The sequence below is a fragment of the Cucumibacter marinus DSM 18995 genome (genome assembly GCF_000429865.1).
In the GTDB taxonomy this organism is placed as follows: domain Bacteria; phylum Pseudomonadota; class Alphaproteobacteria; order Rhizobiales; family Devosiaceae; genus Cucumibacter; species Cucumibacter marinus.
In genome coordinates, this window is sequence record NZ_KE386977.1 from 395,738 (window position 1) to 412,853 (window position 17,116).

14 protein-coding genes are annotated in these 17,116 nt (G+C 63.5%); 4 read left to right on the plus strand and 10 right to left on the minus strand.

All coding sequences use genetic code 11. The features are described from left to right. Positions 1–6: 6 nt before the first annotated feature. The 5 genes from ade to G489_RS20460 all read right to left on the minus strand — a co-directional run bounded on the left by ade (position 7) and on the right by G489_RS20460 (position 5,743). Entirely contained in the window at positions 7–1,713 is a 1,707-nt protein-coding gene (ade, locus tag G489_RS0112720) for an adenine deaminase (RefSeq protein ID WP_029041859.1), read from the minus strand. 75 nt (positions 1,714–1,788) lie between these two features. Then, complete coding sequence (locus G489_RS0112725; protein ID WP_029041860.1) at positions 1,789–2,679, minus strand: carbohydrate kinase family protein; 891 nt, start codon at positions 2,677–2,679, stop codon at positions 1,789–1,791. Between the two features lie 3 nt (positions 2,680–2,682). Beyond that, entirely contained in the window at positions 2,683–3,609 is a 927-nt protein-coding gene (locus G489_RS0112730; protein WP_029041861.1) for a pseudouridine-5'-phosphate glycosidase, read from the minus strand. Positions 3,610–3,646: 37 nt separating this feature from the next. Beyond that, positions 3,647–4,678 carry an SIS domain-containing protein gene (locus G489_RS0112735; RefSeq protein WP_407059830.1) on the minus strand — a complete coding sequence of 344 codons (1,032 nt, stop codon included), beginning with the start codon at positions 4,676–4,678 and terminating at the stop codon, positions 3,647–3,649. Between the two features lie 117 nt (positions 4,679–4,795). After that, the gene (locus G489_RS20460) at positions 4,796–5,743 is read right to left on the minus strand and encodes an N-acetylmuramic acid 6-phosphate etherase (protein WP_051332596.1); all 948 of its coding nucleotides are present in this window, start codon (positions 5,741–5,743) and stop codon (positions 4,796–4,798) included. 542 nt (positions 5,744–6,285) lie between these two features. Between G489_RS20460 and G489_RS0112745 the strand changes: the two genes are divergently transcribed. Then, a complete protein-coding gene (locus G489_RS0112745) occupies positions 6,286–7,059 on the plus strand; it encodes a GntR family transcriptional regulator (RefSeq protein ID WP_051332597.1) in 774 nt (257 codons plus the stop codon). A gap of 6 nt (positions 7,060–7,065) precedes the next feature. On the opposite strand, the gene G489_RS0112750 is transcribed toward G489_RS0112745, so the two are convergent. Further along, positions 7,066–7,851: an SDR family NAD(P)-dependent oxidoreductase gene (locus G489_RS0112750; protein ID WP_029041864.1), complete on the minus strand. Its 786-nt coding sequence runs from the start codon at positions 7,849–7,851 to the stop codon at positions 7,066–7,068. 229 nt (positions 7,852–8,080) lie between these two features. Between G489_RS0112750 and glpK the strand changes: the two genes are divergently transcribed. After that, a complete protein-coding gene (glpK, locus tag G489_RS0112755) occupies positions 8,081–9,574 on the plus strand; it encodes a glycerol kinase GlpK (protein ID WP_029041865.1) in 1,494 nt (497 codons plus the stop codon). 880 nt (positions 9,575–10,454) lie between these two features. Here the strand turns inward: glpK and G489_RS0112765 are convergent. From G489_RS0112765 to G489_RS0112780, 4 genes are all read right to left on the minus strand, one after another. Continuing rightward, positions 10,455–11,456 carry an alpha/beta hydrolase gene (locus G489_RS0112765; protein WP_029041867.1) on the minus strand — a complete coding sequence of 334 codons (1,002 nt, stop codon included), beginning with the start codon at positions 11,454–11,456 and terminating at the stop codon, positions 10,455–10,457. 66 nt (positions 11,457–11,522) lie between these two features. Further along, positions 11,523–12,491: an aldo/keto reductase gene (locus tag G489_RS0112770; RefSeq protein ID WP_029041868.1), complete on the minus strand. Its 969-nt coding sequence runs from the start codon at positions 12,489–12,491 to the stop codon at positions 11,523–11,525. 21 nt (positions 12,492–12,512) lie between these two features. Then, the gene (locus G489_RS0112775) at positions 12,513–13,619 is read right to left on the minus strand and encodes a zinc-binding dehydrogenase (RefSeq protein WP_035872575.1); all 1,107 of its coding nucleotides are present in this window, start codon (positions 13,617–13,619) and stop codon (positions 12,513–12,515) included. Between the two features lie 27 nt (positions 13,620–13,646). Beyond that, positions 13,647–14,381 carry an SDR family NAD(P)-dependent oxidoreductase gene (locus G489_RS0112780; RefSeq protein ID WP_029041870.1) on the minus strand — a complete coding sequence of 245 codons (735 nt, stop codon included), beginning with the start codon at positions 14,379–14,381 and terminating at the stop codon, positions 13,647–13,649. A 129-nt stretch (positions 14,382–14,510) separates the two neighbouring features. Between G489_RS0112780 and G489_RS0112785 the strand changes: the two genes are divergently transcribed. Next, positions 14,511–15,473 carry an aldo/keto reductase gene (locus tag G489_RS0112785; protein ID WP_029041871.1) on the plus strand — a complete coding sequence of 321 codons (963 nt, stop codon included), beginning with the start codon at positions 14,511–14,513 and terminating at the stop codon, positions 15,471–15,473. A gap of 136 nt (positions 15,474–15,609) precedes the next feature. Beyond that, positions 15,610–17,109: an ABC transporter substrate-binding protein gene (locus tag G489_RS0112790; protein WP_029041872.1), complete on the plus strand. Its 1,500-nt coding sequence runs from the start codon at positions 15,610–15,612 to the stop codon at positions 17,107–17,109. Positions 17,110–17,116: the final 7 nt, after the last annotated feature.

Here is a 17,116-nt window from a genome sequence, read left to right on the forward strand (position 1 = left end):
AAGCGATCAGACGAAGTCGAACTTGTCGACGTCGAACAGCCCCCGGTCGGTCATCTTGAGATGCGGGATCACCGGCAGGGCGAGAAACGCCACCTGCAGGAAGGGCTCGGGCAACACGCAGCCGAGCTCTTTTGCAGCATCGCGCAGCACCTTGAGCGCTTCGGCCACCGTTTCGAAGGGTTCAAGGCTCATCAGCCCGGCAAGGGGCAAGGCCAGTTCGGCCACCACCTCGCCATCCTCGGCCACCGCAAACCCGCCGCCCATCTGGATGAGCCGGTTGGCCGCCGCCGCCATATCGGCGTCATTGGCCCCAATGACGGTGATGTTGTGGCTGTCATGGCCGACCGAGGAGGCAATCGCCCCGCGTTTGAGGCCGAAACCGGTCACGAAACCGCGCCCGATATTGCCGTTGATCCCGTGCCGCTCGATCACCGCAACCTTGATGACGTCGGCATCGAGATCGGGCTGCAAACCGTCCTCGGTGACCGCGAGGCTCGCCTCTTCCCTGAAGGTCAGAATGAGTCCCGGCTTGACACCGATCACCGGCACCTGGTTCTGCCCCGGCTTCGCCTCCGCATGAAAGGCAGACGGTTCGACCGGTCGCGCTTTCATCGAGGTCAATCCGACCGGCTCGACCGAACCGCGTTGGGCGAAGATATCGGCGGTCACGTGCCGGCCGCCGGCAATCACATCCGACACCCGGCAATCCTCGAGATCGTCGAGCAGCGCGATATCCGCCCGCCAGCCCGGCCCGACCTGGCCGCGATCCATCAACCGGAAGATGCGCGCCGCCGAGTGACTGGCGGTGCGGTAAACATGATGCGGCGCCTTGTCCTTGGCGATCAACCGACGGACGAGGGAATCGAGATGCCCCTCTTCGTCGATATCGAGCGGATTCCGGTCGTCCGTGCAAAGCGCCATATAGGCGGAAGTGTCCTCGTCAAGCAGTTCGCAGAGCGCTTCGAGGTCCTTGGAGACCGAGCCCTCGCGCATCAAGATGAACATGCCCTTGGTCAGCTTCTCGCGCGCTTCTTCGGCACTCGTCGCCTCATGGTCGGTTCGAATGCCCGCCGCGAGATAACCATTGAGATCCATGCCCGATAGCAGCGGCGCGTGCCCGTCCATATGCCCGCCCTGGAAGGCCGCGAGCTTGGCAATGATCCCTTCATCCCCATTGAGCACGCCGGGGAAGTTCATCATCTCGGCAAGCCCGATCACCTTGGGGTGCTCGGCGAAGGGCAAGAGGTCCTCGATCTCGAGCCGCGCGCCGGAGGTCTCGAACGGTGTCGCCGGCACGCAGGAGGAGAGGTTGACCCGGATATCCATCACCGATTGCTCGGCACAATCGAGGAAATAGGCGATCCCGTCGCTGCCCAGCACATTGGCGATCTCATGCGGATCGCAGATCACCGTGGTCACCCCGTGCGGCAACACGCAGCGGTCGAATTCCAGCGGGGTGACGAGCGAGGATTCGATGTGCAGATGGGTGTCGATGAAACCCGGAACCGCGAAGCGGCCTGTCCCGTCGATCTCGGTTTCGCCCTGATATCGGCCATGGGTCCCCACGATCCGATCATCGACGATCGCGATGTCCATCACCTCGAGCGCGCCGGTGACGATATCGAGACGCGTGATGTTCTTGATCACAAGGTCTGCGGGTTCGAGCCCGCGACCGGCCCGGATCATCCGGGTCAGAGTTGCCGCATTGGTCATGTCTTTTGCCCTGAACTGATGGCCAAGGTTCGGAGGGAATAATGGCGCGGTCAAGGACTTAAGTGGCAAAACCGGTCAACGATGAGGGGGTTGCGCCCCGATCCGCATCACCGCATAGGCGCCAGCCGTAACCGCAAGCGCGAGCGCGCGGTCGTCGCTCTCCCCGGCGAGCCGGGCGGCGATGAAGCGGGCAAGAAAGGCGTCGCCGGCTCCGGTCGTGTCGATCACCTCGACATCCGGCGACGGCATGCGGAACACGCGACCGTCCTCAAGCCGCGCCAGAGCGCCATCCGGGCCGAGTTTGATCAGAACCGTCGGATAGTGCGCCGCCAGCACTTCGGCCTGGGCTTCGGGATTGGTCTTGCCGGTCAGCACCTCGGCCTCTTCCTCATTGGGCGAGATGATCGCCACACCCCTGGTCGCCTCGATAAAGGCCTGCGGGCCGAACTCGCGCAGGAATGTCACCGTTGCCGGATCGACAGCCATCGGCACGCCGGCCAGCCGCGCCGCATCCATGAACCCCAAAACGGCCTGTCGCGGCCCCGCCTCGAAAAGGGAATATCCCGAAACAACCAGCATGGAAGCGCCCTCGAGCAGCGACGGCGGCAGATCCGCGGCACACAGATTGAGATTGGCACCCCGGTCAGTCAGAAAGCTGCGTTCGCCCGACTTGTCGACGAGGGTAATCAGCGCACCGGTCGGACGCTCAGGATCACCGGCCAACCGCGCCTCGACATGCAGCTTGGCAAACTGAGCTTCATAGCCGGCGATATCATGCGCCGCGACCCGGGCCGCCAGCATCACCGGCACACCGAAATGCGCGAGCCAAACGGCCTGGTTGGCGGCGGCACCACCGGGATGTTCGGAGATCGAGGCCCGCCGGTCCGAGCCGATGGCGATCGGCCCTTCAGGCACGGCGATGATGTCGCGCATGACATCGCCGACCACAACCACGGGACCCGGCATGGATCAGCTCTCGATCGCGTTCAGGGCGGCAGCGATCTCGCCACCGAGCCGCGCATTGTTGCGCACCAGCGACGTGTTGGCCGCAAGGCTCTTGCCGCCCGACCGCGCCACCACCTGGCTCAACAGGAACGGGGTCAGATCTTTGCGCGAGACGCCGTTGGCATCCGCTTCGCGCACGGCTTCGGCAATGACCTGTTCGATCTCCTCGCCATCCAGTGCCTCGCCTTCGGGCACAGGATTGCCGATCACCACCCCGGAATTGAGCCCCAGCGCCCATTGCGTGTGCAGCATCTCGGCCACGGCCTCCGGCTCGTCGTAGCGGTAGTCGACCCCGTGCCCACTCTCACGCGCATAAAAGGCAGGGAACCGGTCGGTGCGATATCCGATGACCGGAACGCCGTGGGTTTCCAACACTTCGAGCGTCTTGCCGATATCCAAAATGGACTTCGCCCCCGCGCACACCACCGCAACCGGAATGGTCGCCAGCGCCTCGAGGTCGGCAGAAATATCGAAACTCAGTTCCGCACCGCGATGCACGCCACCAATTCCGCCAGTGGCGAACACCTTGATGCCCGCGAGATGCGCGATGGTCATGGTTGTGGCGACCGTCGTGCCGCCCGAAGCGCCATCGGCCACAAGCGCGGCCATGTCGCGACGCGATGCCTTGGCCATGCCCTGCCCGGCGCTGGCAAGCGCCTCGAGCTGGGTCTCGTCGAGCCCGGCCTTCAGCCGCCCGTCGATAATGGCGATGGTCGCGGGCACAGCGCCTGCGCCGCGCACCGCCGCCTCGCAGGCCCGGGCAATCTCGAGATTGACCGGGTAATCCATGCCATGGGTGATGATGGTCGATTCGAGCGCCACGACCGGCCGCCCTTCGCTCAGCGCTGCTGATACATCGGGGCTGACATCGAGATAGTTGCGGGCGCTCAAATCGGCTCTCCTTTGCCCGTCCGGCAAAGGACGGGGTCTAAACGGTTTCGGTCACCTTCTTGAGGCGCGGCGGCTGATCGGGGTTGAGCCCGCTGCGCCGCGCAAACTCCTCGACGAAGGAATAAAATGAAATGATCTGACAAAGCGCATCCGTCAAGGGATGGCCTGTCGCAACGAAGCCAAGCGGATAGCTCGCCTTCACCTTGTCGGTGGTGGCAAACACAAGCGCCCCGTTCTCCGAAAGCCGGTCCGCGGCATCGACCATATGATCATGCGCGGCATCGCGGGTGGCAAAGGCCAGCACGGGGAAACCGGGTTCGACCAGTGCGAGCGGCCCGTGCATGACCTCCGCCGCGCTATAGGCCTCGGCATGCACCGAGCAGGTTTCCTTGAACTTCAGCGCCGCCTCATGCGCCAGCCCATAGGCCGGACCGCGCCCGAGGATGAACAGGGAATCGCGTCCGATGAACCCGTCAGACAGCGCCGACCAGTCAGCGGCGACGGCCTTTTCCGCATGGTCAGGCAAAGCTTCGAGCGCGGCTTTAAGGGCATCATCCTCGAGCCATTCGGCGATGATCATCAGCCCGGCCACGACCGAATTGACGAAGGTCTTGGTGGCCGCGACGCTGAGCTCGGGCCCCGCGGCAATATCGATCGCGTTGTGCGCGGCACGGGCGAGCGGAGACTCGGGCGTGTTGGTGAGCGCAACCGATAGCGCACCGCCGGCCGCGGCGCCCTTGGCGAGCGCGACGATGTCGGGGCTTTCGCCTGACTGCGAAATCGACAGCGCGGCCCCACCTCCGAATTTGAGCGTGGCGCCGTAGATCGAAGCGACCGAGGGACCGACAGAGGCTACCGGCAGGCCGGCGAGGATCTCGACGGCGTATTTGAGAAAATGCGCCGCATGGTCGGACGAGCCGCGCGCCACGGTGACGATGAAATCGGGCTTCTTCTCCCGCAGCGCGGCGCCGGTATCGGCTGCCGCCTTGGCACCCTGATCGAGCAGCCGGCGGATGGCGACGGGAATCTCTTCCACTTCCTGGCGCATATGGGTTTTCTGATCGGTCAATTCGTATCTCCGTCAAACACTTCTGCCGGCCGCCGCATCGGTCTGCCGGACGTTCAAATTCTGGCCAGCCGGCGGTACCCCCGCCCTCGTGCCGACCGGTGTCAATGCACGATGGCGTCAGCGCGCCGCCCGGAATGCAGCCAGCGCTGCGCCGAGATCATCTTCCGCCTGCCCGAGCAGAGCCTCGGCCTCTGCCGGCTCGGCGCCCGCAGCAATCATCACTGCGGGTTTGATCCGGTCTCCGGAACGGGCAAGGGCTGCACCCGCCGCCGCCAGATCGCAGCCGGCGATGTCGGCGACCATGCCTGCCGCCCGCTGCCTTAGCTTTTCATTGGTTGGCAGCATATCCACCATATAGCCCAGATGGACCTTTTTGAGTCCGATCATCAAGGCCGTCGAAAACATGTTCAGCGCCGCCTTTTGCGCTGTACCCGCGCCGAGCCGCGTCGAACCGGCCAGCACCTCGGGTCCCGTGCGCAGCAATACGCCATACTCGGCATCGGTGAGCAGGGGCGCGCCCGGATTGTTGGCAAGGCCCACGGTCGTGGCGCCGGCCCCACGTGCCGCGATGATCAGCGCCCGCGTGTATCGGGTGGTGCCGCTCGCCGCAACACCAAGAACCACATCGCCCGCACCGATCTGGTGCCGGGCAATCCCTTCGCGCCCGGCATCCTCATCATCTTCGGCGCCTTCCTCGGCCTTGGCGGCAGCGGCCTCGCCGCCTGCCATCAGGAACACCAGCCGCTCGTCCGGCCAGCCAAATGTCGGACCCAGCTCCGTGCCATCCAGCAGGGCCAGCCGCCCGGATGTGCCCGCCCCCGCATAGACCAGACGCCCCTTGCCGCCGCGCAGTGTCTCGATGGCCGCCGTCACGGCCACCGTGAGCTGATCCATCGCCGGCAGAAGGGCCGCAACGGCACGCATCTGCCCTTCCTGCAGGGCACCGAGCGCTTCCTCGACGGCCCAGCCTTCAAGCCCGGCATATCGGTCGAGACGCCATTCGGTTTCCCGGGCGTCGCTGCGGCCGCCGGCCACCCCCTGGCCCTTGGGCGAATGTGTGGTCATATCCATACCCCGTTTTATAAGACCAAAGTATTACCAAATTGCAGGTCTATCGGCAACACGCCACGGCAATAATATCCTGAAACCAGCTAACCTACGAACATGCAAGGATTTTACGCCGTCAAATTCTGTGATACCAATTAGCCAAACCACTCGTGGAATTGCGCTGATTGGTATGCGCACCGGCCACGATAGCCGCGGACAGTCGCCACAAAATGACATCGCCGCCACACTTTTCTGGTCTCTGGACCGCCGGGACCAACCAGCAGCGGCAATCGTCTGGCGCGTCGTATGGCGGTTTCGCAGAAATGAATTCTGGCCCGATAACCACCGAAGTGATTCGCCTCTTGTCTCCGCGAGATGGCAGCTGATGCGACCGGAGACGGGCAATCCGCCTTCCGGATACCACGAACCAAAGGATCGTTCCCATATGCGGATGACGTGCGCTACACGCTCGCGCAATTGGTATTGTTGTGGTATGAAACAACCTCACGCAGGCCTGATGGATGAAGCGGCCTGTGAGCGGGAAAGGAACAGGCTTCACCATGCATGACACGGCCAATGCGCCTTTGGTCTCTATCGAGGATTTCCGTCCCTCGAGCGACAGCCCCACCCCGCTTTATGTGCAGCTGGCCAATGCCCTGCGCGAATTGATTGCCAACGGGCATATGCGTGAGGGCGAAGCACTGCCCTCCGAACGCCGGATCATGGAAAAGACCGCCCTGTCGCGCGTCACAATCCGCAAGGCCTTCGAGCAGCTGGTCGAAGAAGGGCTTTTAAACCAGAAGCGCGGCTCCGGCACATTCGTGGCGGGGCAATTGCCGCATTTCGAGCAGCGCCTGACCCGGTTGACCAGCTTCACCGAGGACATGATCACCAGGGGCCGCAAGCCCGGTGTCCGCTGGCTGGAAAAAACGACCACTTTCCCCACCTCCGAAGAGGTGATGATGTTCGGTCTTTCGCCGGGCGAGAAAGTCGTGCAACTCCACCGCCTGCGCTTTGCCGACAATATTCCGCTCGCCATAGAGCGCGCGACCCTGCCGGCCCGCTACCTGCCCGACACCGACACCATCGGCGATTCGCTTTATGAAGCCCTGGCCAAGAGCGCGGCCATGCCGGTGCGCGCCACCCAGCGGCTCAAGGCTCGAGCCCTGCCCCAGCAGGAAGCGGAACTTCTCGAGATGCAGCCCGGCGAACCGGTGCTCTATATCGAGCGCGCTTCGCGGCTCGCCGATGGAACGCTGGTCGAACTGACCCGCTCCTACTATCGCTCCGATACCTACGACTTCATCGCCGAGCTGACCGTCGGCAACGGGTAGACCCGCCTACCAGGCCGTATAGCCCCCATCGATGACAAAGCTCGCCCCGGTGACATAGCTCGAGGCGGGCGAGGCAAGATAGACGGCTAGCGGCCCGATTTCCTCGGGTTCCCCGGGCCGGCCCATGGGCACGCCCGAGACGAAGCTGTCGATCGGCGTGCGGTCGATCTCCTCCCAACGCCTGTTGGCGTCGGTCATGAACAGGCCCGGGCTAATGGCATTGGCAGTGATCCCGTATTTCGCCCAATCGACCGCCACCGCCTTGGTGAAATGCATCACCGCGGCCTTCGCCGTCTCATAGTGCCGTCCGCCGACATCGCGGTTGACGATCATGCCCGAGATCGAGCCCATATTGATGATCCGCCCGCCATTGCCCGCCGCGATCATCGCCGCGCCGATCAGCCGGGTCGTCAGGAAATAATGATCGAGATTGAGGGCCATGCCTTCGCGCCACTGCGCGGCGCTGGTCTCCGCGATCGGGATGTTGAGCGACCGGCCGCCGACATTATTGATGAGAATGTCGACCGGGCCATTGGCCAGCGCCGCCTCGCAGGCCCGGGTGCACGCATCGGTCTTGGTGACGTCGGCAACGATGGTTTCGGCCAGCCCGCCGCGCTCTGCAATCTCGCCCGCTGTCGCCTCGATGCTTTCCGCGCCGCGCCCGACCAGCACCAGTGACGCGCCCGCATCGGACAGGGCCAGCGCCATCTGCCGCCCCAGCCCGCGCCCCGAACCGGTGATCATCGCCCGTTTGCCGTCGAGCCTGAATTTGTCGAGCACACTGCCAGTCATGTTTCCCTCTTTTCCCCGGTCGGTTGCCGCGCAACCCGGACCCGTTTCCGGAATCGCCAGATCAGCACTGACGCAGAATGCGCCGCCCCTCGCAAGTCTCGGACCCGCATCAATTTCGTAAAAACCGGTGCCCTCACCGGCAGTTGCAGGGTTCGGTCGCGCACCCGCTCTTGCTCCCAAGGGTCTGCCGGGGCGATGATCCGCCAAAGCCAAACCGGGAGGATCACAGATGGGACACGTGCTGGCCATCGACCAGGGCACAACATCGAGCCGGGCCATTGTCTTCGACGACAAGCTGCGCCCGGTCGCAAGCGGCCAGCTTGAATTCGAACAGATCTTTCCCCGCTCGGGCTGGGTCGAACATGACCCTGAGGCGATATGGCAGTCGACCCTCGAGAGCTGCCGCAAGGCGCTGGACAAGGCGGGTCTTGTCGCCGGCGACATCGACGGCATCGGCATCACCAATCAGCGCGAAACCACCATCGTCTGGGACCGGGAGACCGGAGCACCGCTCGGCAACGCCATTGTCTGGCAGGACCGGCGGACCGATGCGATCTGCACCGAGCTCAAGCGGGCAGGCCATGAGGACCTGTTCCGGAGCCGCACCGGCCTGCTGCTCGACCCCTATTTTTCCGGCACCAAGCTCAAATGGATCCTCGATCAGAACCCCGGCGCCCGTGAAAAGGCAGAGAAGGGCGCACTCCTGTTCGGCACCGTCGACAGCTATCTGATCTGGCGCCTGACCGGCGGCAAGCGCCATGTCACCGACGCCACCAACGCCTCGCGAACGCTGCTTTATGACATCCGCAACAATCGCTGGGACGAGGAAATCTGCGGCCTGCTCGGCGTGCCCCTCGCCATGCTGCCCGAGGTCCTCGATTGCGCCGACGATTTCGGGGTCACGGACCCGGATCTGCTGCTCGGCGAAGTCCCGATTCTCGGTGTGGCCGGCGACCAGCAGGCAGCGCTGATCGGCCAGGGCTGTTTCACCCCCGGCATGGTCAAATCGACATATGGCACAGGCGCCTTTGCGCTGATGAACACCGGCGAGACCCTGATCGAGAGCGGGCACAAGCTGTTGGGCACCATCGCCTACCGGCTCAATGGCGAGACGATCTATGCCCTTGAGGGTTCGATCTTCGTTGCCGGCGCCGTGGTGCAATGGCTTCGCGACGGGCTGGGAATCATCGCCCGGGCCGCTGACACCGAAGGCCTGGCGTCCAAGGCCGACCCGCATCAATCGCTCTATCTGGTGCCGGCCTTCACAGGGCTTGGCGCGCCCTATTGGGACCCCGATGCGCGCGGCGCCGTGTTCGGGCTGACCCGGAATTCCGGGCCCGCCGAGTTCGCCCGCGCCGCCCTTCAGTCCATCGGCTATCAGAGCCGTGATCTGATCGAGGCCATGCAGGCCGACGCGCCCGACGCATCGGGCGGTCATGTGATGCGGGTCGATGGCGGACTGAGCGCCAATGCCTATGCCATGCAGTTCCTTGCCGACATGATCGGACAACCGGTCGAGCGCCCGCCTGTACTCGAGACGACCGCGCTGGGCGCGGCATGGCTCGCGGGCATGCGCGCCGGGCTCTATCCCGAGGCTGCCGAGTTCGCCAAGGACTGGAAAGCCGAGGCGCGCTTCGACCCGCAAATGAAGGAGGACGAGCGCCAGTCCCGTTATGCCGGCTGGCAGGACGCGGTCCGCCGCACACTGACCACGGAAGGTTGACCGCTCCAACCCACCCTAGCCCTTCGACGGGCTCAGGTGAGGGTGGAGGAGGGTATGGCAAAGGGCTCCTCCAATCTCCTCGTCACCCTCGGACTTGATCCGAGGGTCCATGAGGCATCGCATGTGCGCAGCGGTACTGACCAGTCACCAGCGGAACCCGCGTGACATCTCATCATGGATGCTCGGGTCAAGCCCGAGCATGACGAAGGAGAATATGGCAGGGCACTTGCTTCAATCTCAAACCTCATTCCGAGCCTCTGGAGCTGATCCGGGGCCTTTTCCCATTTGGCATATAGGTCCGGGATCAAGTCCGGGACAGCACGAGGAGGTGCAACCTTCCATCCCAAACCGCCCGGCAGGCTATTACCTCCAGGGTTTGTGATAGAGCGGGAGTGGGACGCGGAACGTCTCAGTCCGAAACGCAAAAAAGAAAGCGAGGCGCACCGCGTCCCACTCATCCGGGGTTTTGGGCTTGGACTGCGTCAACGGGCTGGGGTCAATCCCCGCTCCCTTTCGAGAGTTCACCGCCGCCGTAACGGCAGCCGGCTCCGGCGCAGTTTTGGCCTCCGCTGGAGCGACCTCCATCGGACCCGGACCCAGACCTGCATGACCGTTCGTCGCGACCACGCTCAATCGCAAGTTGGTTCGGGAAGGATAAGGGAGGACGAGTGAGCGGGGATAAGTTTTCTTGGCACGGCCCAAACCCTCCCCCATGCGGGGAGGGAAAGTGGGGGCACAGGCCCACCATGCCCTCGCTCTTCGACAGGCTCAGGAGGTTCGGGATAAGCGCCGGCGGCAGACTGGTTTCGGGTCGTGATGCACAAAAAAGAGAAGGGCCGAAGCCCTCCTCAGGATCCGCTACTGCCAGCGGGGAGGAAACTCAGTCCTTGGTGCCGGAGATCCCGAAGATCCGGCGGAACCAGGAATAGCGGGCGGCAATCGCTGCCTTGGCCAATTCGGATTCGGGCGCGTAGATATCGAAGCCGTGGAAGCCGCCCGACCAGATATGCAGCTCGGCTTCGCCACCCGTGGCCCAGATGCGGTTGGCATACTCGACATTCTCGTCGCGGAACATTTCTGCGCTGCCCGTCTCGATATTGGCGGGGGGCAGACCGGAAAGATCTTTGGCGCGGTAGGGCGCCGCATAGATCGAGGCCTCGTCACTGCCGACCTTGTCACCCAAAAGGCTTTTCCAGCCCAGAAGGTTCGATTCCCGGGTCCAGGTCGTGTTCTCGATATTCTGATAGCTCGACAGCGAGGTATTGGTGTCATCGATCATCGGGCAGAGCAGCAATTGGCCCGCCAGTTTGACCGTTTGACGGTCCCGCGCCAGAAGCGCAACGCCGGCAGACAATCCACCGCCAGCACTGCCACCCATGATGATGAGCTTGTTGGGATCGATACCCAGCTCATCCGCATGCTCGGCGAACCAGACAAGACCGGCATGACAATCCTCGACCGGGGCGGGATCGGGATGTTCGGGCGCCAGCCGGTATTCGACGGTCGCCGCCACGATCCCGAATTCCTCGATCATGTCGATGAGGCGCGGGGCGTCCATCTTGGCAAACCCGACCATCATGCCGCCGCCATGGATATTATAGGCCGCGGGCACCTTCTTCCCGCTTTCCCGGTGCCCCTTGGGCATCAACACGGTCACGGTGATGTCCGGCGCGCCTTCCGGCCCCGGCACCGTGAAATCCTCCCACTCGATGGCCTTGTCGCCGATCATCTCGTCAAGGCTCGGGAAAAACCCCAGCATCTGCTCACGCGATTGCGGCAGGGTCGCCACATCCATCTTCGGCGCGTCAGGCGGTGCGACCACGGCCAGGATCGGCTCGATCTCCGGATCATAGGGCACGGGTTTGGGGTTGGGTTCGCTCATCTTCCTCAATCTTTCCCTGATGGCGTAAATCTCTGGGCCAGAAAGCCTTGGCCAATATGGCGCCGATCACGGGCCTTCCGGATCGACCACGCCCTTGTCGCACCACAAGGGTTCTACCGCGGCGCGAATCTCTGCGGCGCCGATCTTCTCGACCAGCGCGACCGCTTCGATCGCCTGCTCGAGCTGGCTCAGCTTGGTGGCGCCGAACAGCGTGTTGAAATTGTGCTGATGGGTCAGGGTGAAGGCCATGCAAAGCTGTGCCGGCGTGATCCCAAAGCCATCGGCGATCTTCTTCACCTCGGCGGCCGCCGCCTCGATCTTTTGCCGGATATTGCCCGGATCGCGGCCGACTTCGCGCTCCGGCGCGGTCGGCTTGACCAGCACACCGCCCTCGAAAATGTCCGAGGCCTGCATCTTGAAACCTTGCGCGAACAGATCGGCAAAGGGCTGGCCATCGGGGATCGAGCGGCGCGCGACCGAGTATTTCAGCTGCGCGAAGACCGGGCCGTCGACGCCTTCATCCTTCGCAATGTCGATGCAGGCCTGCACATTGGCGCGCGACCAGTTATTGACGCCCCAGACCTTGATCAGACCGGCTTTCTTCAATTCGGCAAGCGACAAGACGATGTCGCGCATCTCAAGATCGTCGCGGCGCACATCGCCAAGCACGACGATATCGGAATAGGCCGAGCCGAACCGGAACAGCGCATTCTTGATCTGCGGCATGAAGCCTTCATCCGCGTCGAAGCCTTCGAGCCAGAGCTTTTCGGACAGAAGATAGTCTTCGCGCTTGAGTTCGGCCCCGCGCACAACGGCAGAGAAGATGATGTCGGTCATCGGCGGCGGCATCATGTCCGGGGTGCCATAGACCCCGACATCGAACATGTTGATGCCGGCATCGACCGCCTTGCGGATCATCTCGACGGCACGGCCATAATCCATGCGGTCATAGATGTGCCAGGAGCCCATTGACAGGACCGAAGGCGACAGCCCGGTATCACCGAGCGGGTGGCGGGGAACGGGATAGGTGCTCATAAATCCTCCTGAACGCGGATCTCAGGACAGCCGCGGATCGATCACGGCCTTGATGGTGTCGAGTTCGTGCATCGACAAAATGGTGTCATAGGCCTTGTCGAGACCGACCGGCGCCGAGAACAGATCGTCCCACGGCATGGCGTCGGCAAAGGCCGAGAAGAAGTCGATGGCGCGCGAATAGTCCGAAATGTCGCCATTGAGCGACCCGATGACGGCCAGTTCCTTGCCCATCAGCGTGCCCAGCGACACCGGTGTTTCCTGCGGGCCGGTGCTGCCGACGATCACCACCTTGCCGCGCTGGGCGGCCATGGCGATCGCCTCGTGCCCGATCGAAGGCGCGCCGGCGAAATCGAAGACATAGTCCGCCCCTTTGCCGCCGGTCAGGTCCTTGACCTTTTGAACGATGCCGTCGGACCCCAGCGCGATGTCGACCACATGATCGGCGCCGAATTTCTGCGCCATCTTGAGCCGGTCCTCCGGCGCGCCGATGGTGATCACCTGCGAGGCGCCCGAAAGCTTGGCGACGGCAGTGGCGAAGATGCCGAGTGCGCCGGCGCCCTGGATGACCACGCGCGCGCCGGTGCGGATGCCGCCGGCACGGTCAAAGGCCCGCAATACGGTCTTGGCCGCGCATCCGGCCATCGAGGCCCAGGTGCTCTTGACCCCCTCGGGCACGACAAGCTTGGCCGCACCGGGCGTTACGTAGGCATAATCGGCCAGCCCCGCAGTGGCATAGGGCGGCACATCCGAGCGCTGCAGAAAGCCGTAGCCGCGATGCTCGCAGGCCACGGGCTCGCGCAGGATGGTGCAGCCATGGCAATGCCCGCAGGTCGATTCCGACCAGCCGATGCGGTCGCCGACCTTGAGCGGTTTGCCCAGCGCATCGGCAGTGCCCTCGCCAAGGGCGACGATCTCGCCGACCATCTCATGGCCGAGCACCATGGGCAGCATGCCCGGAAAGCTCATCTTGCCGGACCAGATTTCGATATCCGTGCCGCACAGCGTGGCGCAGACGATCTTCACAAGCGCTGCGCCCGGCTCGATCTCACTGGGCAGCGGCAGTGTCTGCATATCGAGCGGCTTGCCATGTTCGACCAGAACGGCGGCGCGGGTTTCTGTCGGGATCATGATTTCACTCCTCACGGGCCGGAAGGATCAGACGAGCAACTGCCCGCCATCGAGCGCGAGGCTGACGCCGGTGATGTGCGAGGCATCGTCGCTTGCAAGGAACACCGCGGCCGGTGCGATCTGGGTCACCTCGGCAATCGAGCCGAGGGGAATACGGGTTTCCCAGGCCGCCCGGGCGTCCGGGTCGGCCACAAGGCCAGCGGTCAGCGGCGTGATCACCGGACCGGGCGCGACCGCATTGGCGCGGATGCCGAAGGGCGCAAGCTCGATCGCCGTGGTGCGGGTAATCGCGTCGACCGCTGCCTTGGTGGCTTCGTAATGCCCGAGCCCCGGGGTCGGCTGCCGCGCACCGATGGACGAAATATTGACGATTACGCCCTTGCCGGCGTCCTTCATCATCTTGCCGAAGGCCTGGGTCATCAGCACCGTGCCGCGCACATTGACCGCCAGCGCGCCATCGAGAACGCCGATATCGAGGTCGAGAAGCGGCCCGCCGCCACCGACAACCCCGGCATTATTGACAAGGACGTCGATCTTGCCGTGCCGGGTTTTGACCTGTTCGGCGGCCTCGGCGACGGAATCCGCGTTCGAGATATCGACCGGCAGGGCATCGCCGCCGATTTCGGCTGCGGCTTTCGCGGCACCGTCCCCATCGAGATCGGCAACGATCACCATATCGCCCAGATCGGCGAAAGCCTGTGCGATTCCCCGGCCCAGACCCTGGGCCGCTCCGGTAACAAGGACGGTTCGCTTCGCGGCCATAGTTCCTCCCCTGGCGCAGCAATATTGGGGGGTCGTCAACGACCCGTTTGTCGTTTATTATACGACCGTAGAAAAAAAGTCCACCGCCAGAATGGGGCTGTTGAAGCCCCGAAAGGGAGAAGGCTTCTCATGAGCGATATCAACGTGCCCACCCGCAAGCTCGGCCCCGATGGACCGGAAGTCCCGGTCTATGCGCTGGGATCCTGGAATACCTGGGACCGCATGACCCGCGACGAAGCCGTCGCGATCATCAATCGCGCGGTCGAGGTGGGCGCCGGCTTTTTCGACATCGCCTATTACAATATGGGCCCGCATGAAGAGCACTCGAAAACCGACATCCTGTTCGGCGAAGCGGTGCGCGAGGCCGGGCTCAAGCGCGATCAGTACCAGCTGTGTGGAAAACTCTGGCTGTGGAACTATCCAGAACTTAAGTTTCGCGAGCAGATCGAGGAAAGCCTCGAGCGCGCCGGACAGGACCGGTTCGAAACCGTGGTGCTGGGCGATTATTTCGCCGAAGTCGAGATGGCGCGCATCGTCGATGCCGTCAACGAGGTGATCGAGGCCGGACTGATCGGCACCTGGGGCATCAATAACTGGCTTCTCTCCGATACCCACAAGGCGCTCGATCATGCGTCCGCCAACGGGCTTGTCGGCCCGAGCTTCGCCCAGCTTAAATATTCCGTCGTCCGGCGTTCGATGGCCGAGGGCGAAGGCTATGGCGCCCTGTTCCGCGACGGCCGCATGCATTTGCAGGCCTCCGATTGCCTTGAAGGCGGTATTCTGGCGGGCAAGGGCAAACCCCAGCGCAAGATCGGACATGACGCCGGCGACATCCGCGAAAAGATCTATGAGGCGGCACCAAAGCTGAAAGAGATCGCCGCGCAGTTCGACGCCACTCCCGTGCAGGCGGCGCTCGCCTTCTGCCTCGCTTATGAGCCGACGGCCAATGTTCTGTTCGGCGTTTCCCGCCTCGAACAGCTCGAGGACAATCTCGGGGCGATCACGCTGGCCGAACAGCATGGCGACGCCTTGCGCAATGCACTCAATGACTTGTGGCTCGACCGCCACGTTTCCCCCGATGGCGGCCTGTGAGCAGCTTGTGGACACCGCGCCCTGCCTTGCGTTTCTTGTCAACATGTGTAGAATAAACGGCGCTTGATTATGTGGCGGCATGGCGCCGACCAGCCCGGTGGCGAGGGACCTCCGGGCGAAGCAAAGGGAGACTGGAATGTCAAAAACCATCACCACAGTTGCAGCCATCTCGGCTGTGGCTATGGCGCTCACGGTGAGCGCCCCGGCCCTCGCTCAGGACGGGCCGGGCGAACTCAAGATCGGGAACTTCCTCGACGTCACGTCGTGGGACCCGGCTCTGGCCGATATCGGCTTCGACGGCCCCTATCTTTCCGCGGTCTATGATCCGCTGATCGCCCTCGAACCCGACGGCTCCCTCACCCCGGTGCTCGCCACCTCATGGGAGTATTCGGACGACCGGACCTCGATCACCATGGATTTGCGCCAGGGCGTTACCTTCCATGACGGCGCGGTTTTCGATGCCGAGGCGGCCGTGGCCAATCTCGAGCACCTCAAGGCCGGCGCCCGGTCGAATGAAGCCTATGTCAATGTCTGGGAATTCAAGGTCGTCGACGAAGACACCATTCAGATCGATCTGACGCAGCGCGACGACACCATCCTTTACCTGATGGGTCTGGGCCGCTCTTACATGGCGTCGCCCGACAAGCTCGACACGCTGACCGAAGCCCCGGCGGGTTCCGGTCCCTACCTGCTCGATACCGATCGTTCGGTGCCGGGTTCGGAATACCACTTCAACAAGGTCGCCGATCACTGGGACAGCGAAACCTATCCCTTTGAAGACATCGCGATCTACCCGATCCTCGATGCGACCGCGCGGCACAACGCCATGTTGTCGGGCCAGATCAACGTCAACTTCGCCGACGCGGAAAACATCCCCCAGGCCGAACAGATGGGCTGGAACATTTCCTCCCGCGTGTCCGGCTGGGTCGGTCTGCAGTTCGTCGATCACACCGGCCAGTTCGTGGAAGCGCTTGCTGACGTCCGCGTTCGCCAGGCGCTCAACTACGCCTTCAACGGCGGCGCGATCCTCAACGCCATCGGCGCCGGCGCCGGTGTGGTGACCAACCAGGTCTTCCCTGTAGGCACCCCGGGCTACGATGCCTCGCTCAACGACATGTATGCCTACAATCTCGACAAGGCACGGGAACTGCTGGCGGAAGCCGGCTATGCCGACGGATTTGCCGTGACCATGCCCATGTCCCCGATCTTCGCTCAGTGGCAGCCCGCCGTCGTGCAGGTATTCAACGAGCTCGGGATCGAGGTCACCTGGGATGACATGCAGATGATGGACTACCAGATCAACGCGCCGAAATACCCGCTGTTCATTTCCTTTATCGCGATGGACAACGACCCGGCCGCCACTCTGGCCCGTCAGCTGACCTCGGAACAGTGGTACAATCTCAACCCCGAATATGGTGAGTTCCCCGAGCTTGCCGATCTCGTGGCATCCGCCAAGGAAGCCACCGGGGAAGATCAGGTCGCCGCGATTACCGAGGTGAACCGTCAGCTCACGGAAATGGCCTGGTGGTCGGTTTGGTACCAGGCGGAGAACACCTATTTCTCCACCCCTGAAATTGAAGTGCAGCCGGTTACCGGTATGATGTTCCCGCTGCTGCGGCACATTCAGCCGAAGTAAGGCACCC

Excerpts from the sequence above, each read along its gene's own strand:
- G489_RS0112770 (WP_029041868.1), bottom strand. The coding sequence starts at position 12,491 with ATGAGCACCTATCCCGTTCCCCGCCACCCGCTCGGTGATACCGGGCTG.
- glpK (WP_029041865.1), top strand. The coding sequence starts at position 8,081 with ATGGGACACGTGCTGGCCATCGACCAGGGCACAACATCGAGCCGGGCC.
- G489_RS0112745 (WP_051332597.1), top strand. The coding sequence starts at position 6,286 with ATGCATGACACGGCCAATGCGCCTTTGGTCTCTATCGAGGATTTCCGT.
- G489_RS0112790 (WP_029041872.1), top strand. The coding sequence starts at position 15,610 with ATGTCAAAAACCATCACCACAGTTGCAGCCATCTCGGCTGTGGCTATG.
- G489_RS0112785 (WP_029041871.1), top strand. The coding sequence starts at position 14,511 with ATGAGCGATATCAACGTGCCCACCCGCAAGCTCGGCCCCGATGGACCG.
- G489_RS0112775 (WP_035872575.1), bottom strand. The coding sequence starts at position 13,619 with ATGATCCCGACAGAAACCCGCGCCGCCGTTCTGGTCGAACATGGCAAG.
- G489_RS0112780 (WP_029041870.1), bottom strand. The coding sequence starts at position 14,381 with ATGGCCGCGAAGCGAACCGTCCTTGTTACCGGAGCGGCCCAGGGTCTG.
- G489_RS0112750 (WP_029041864.1), bottom strand. The coding sequence starts at position 7,851 with ATGACTGGCAGTGTGCTCGACAAATTCAGGCTCGACGGCAAACGGGCG.
- G489_RS0112725 (WP_029041860.1), bottom strand. The coding sequence starts at position 2,679 with ATGCCGGGTCCCGTGGTTGTGGTCGGCGATGTCATGCGCGACATCATC.
- ade (WP_029041859.1), bottom strand. The coding sequence starts at position 1,713 with ATGACCAATGCGGCAACTCTGACCCGGATGATCCGGGCCGGTCGCGGG.
- G489_RS0112765 (WP_029041867.1), bottom strand. The coding sequence starts at position 11,456 with ATGAGCGAACCCAACCCCAAACCCGTGCCCTATGATCCGGAGATCGAG.
- G489_RS20460 (WP_051332596.1), bottom strand. The coding sequence starts at position 5,743 with ATGACCACACATTCGCCCAAGGGCCAGGGGGTGGCCGGCGGCCGCAGC.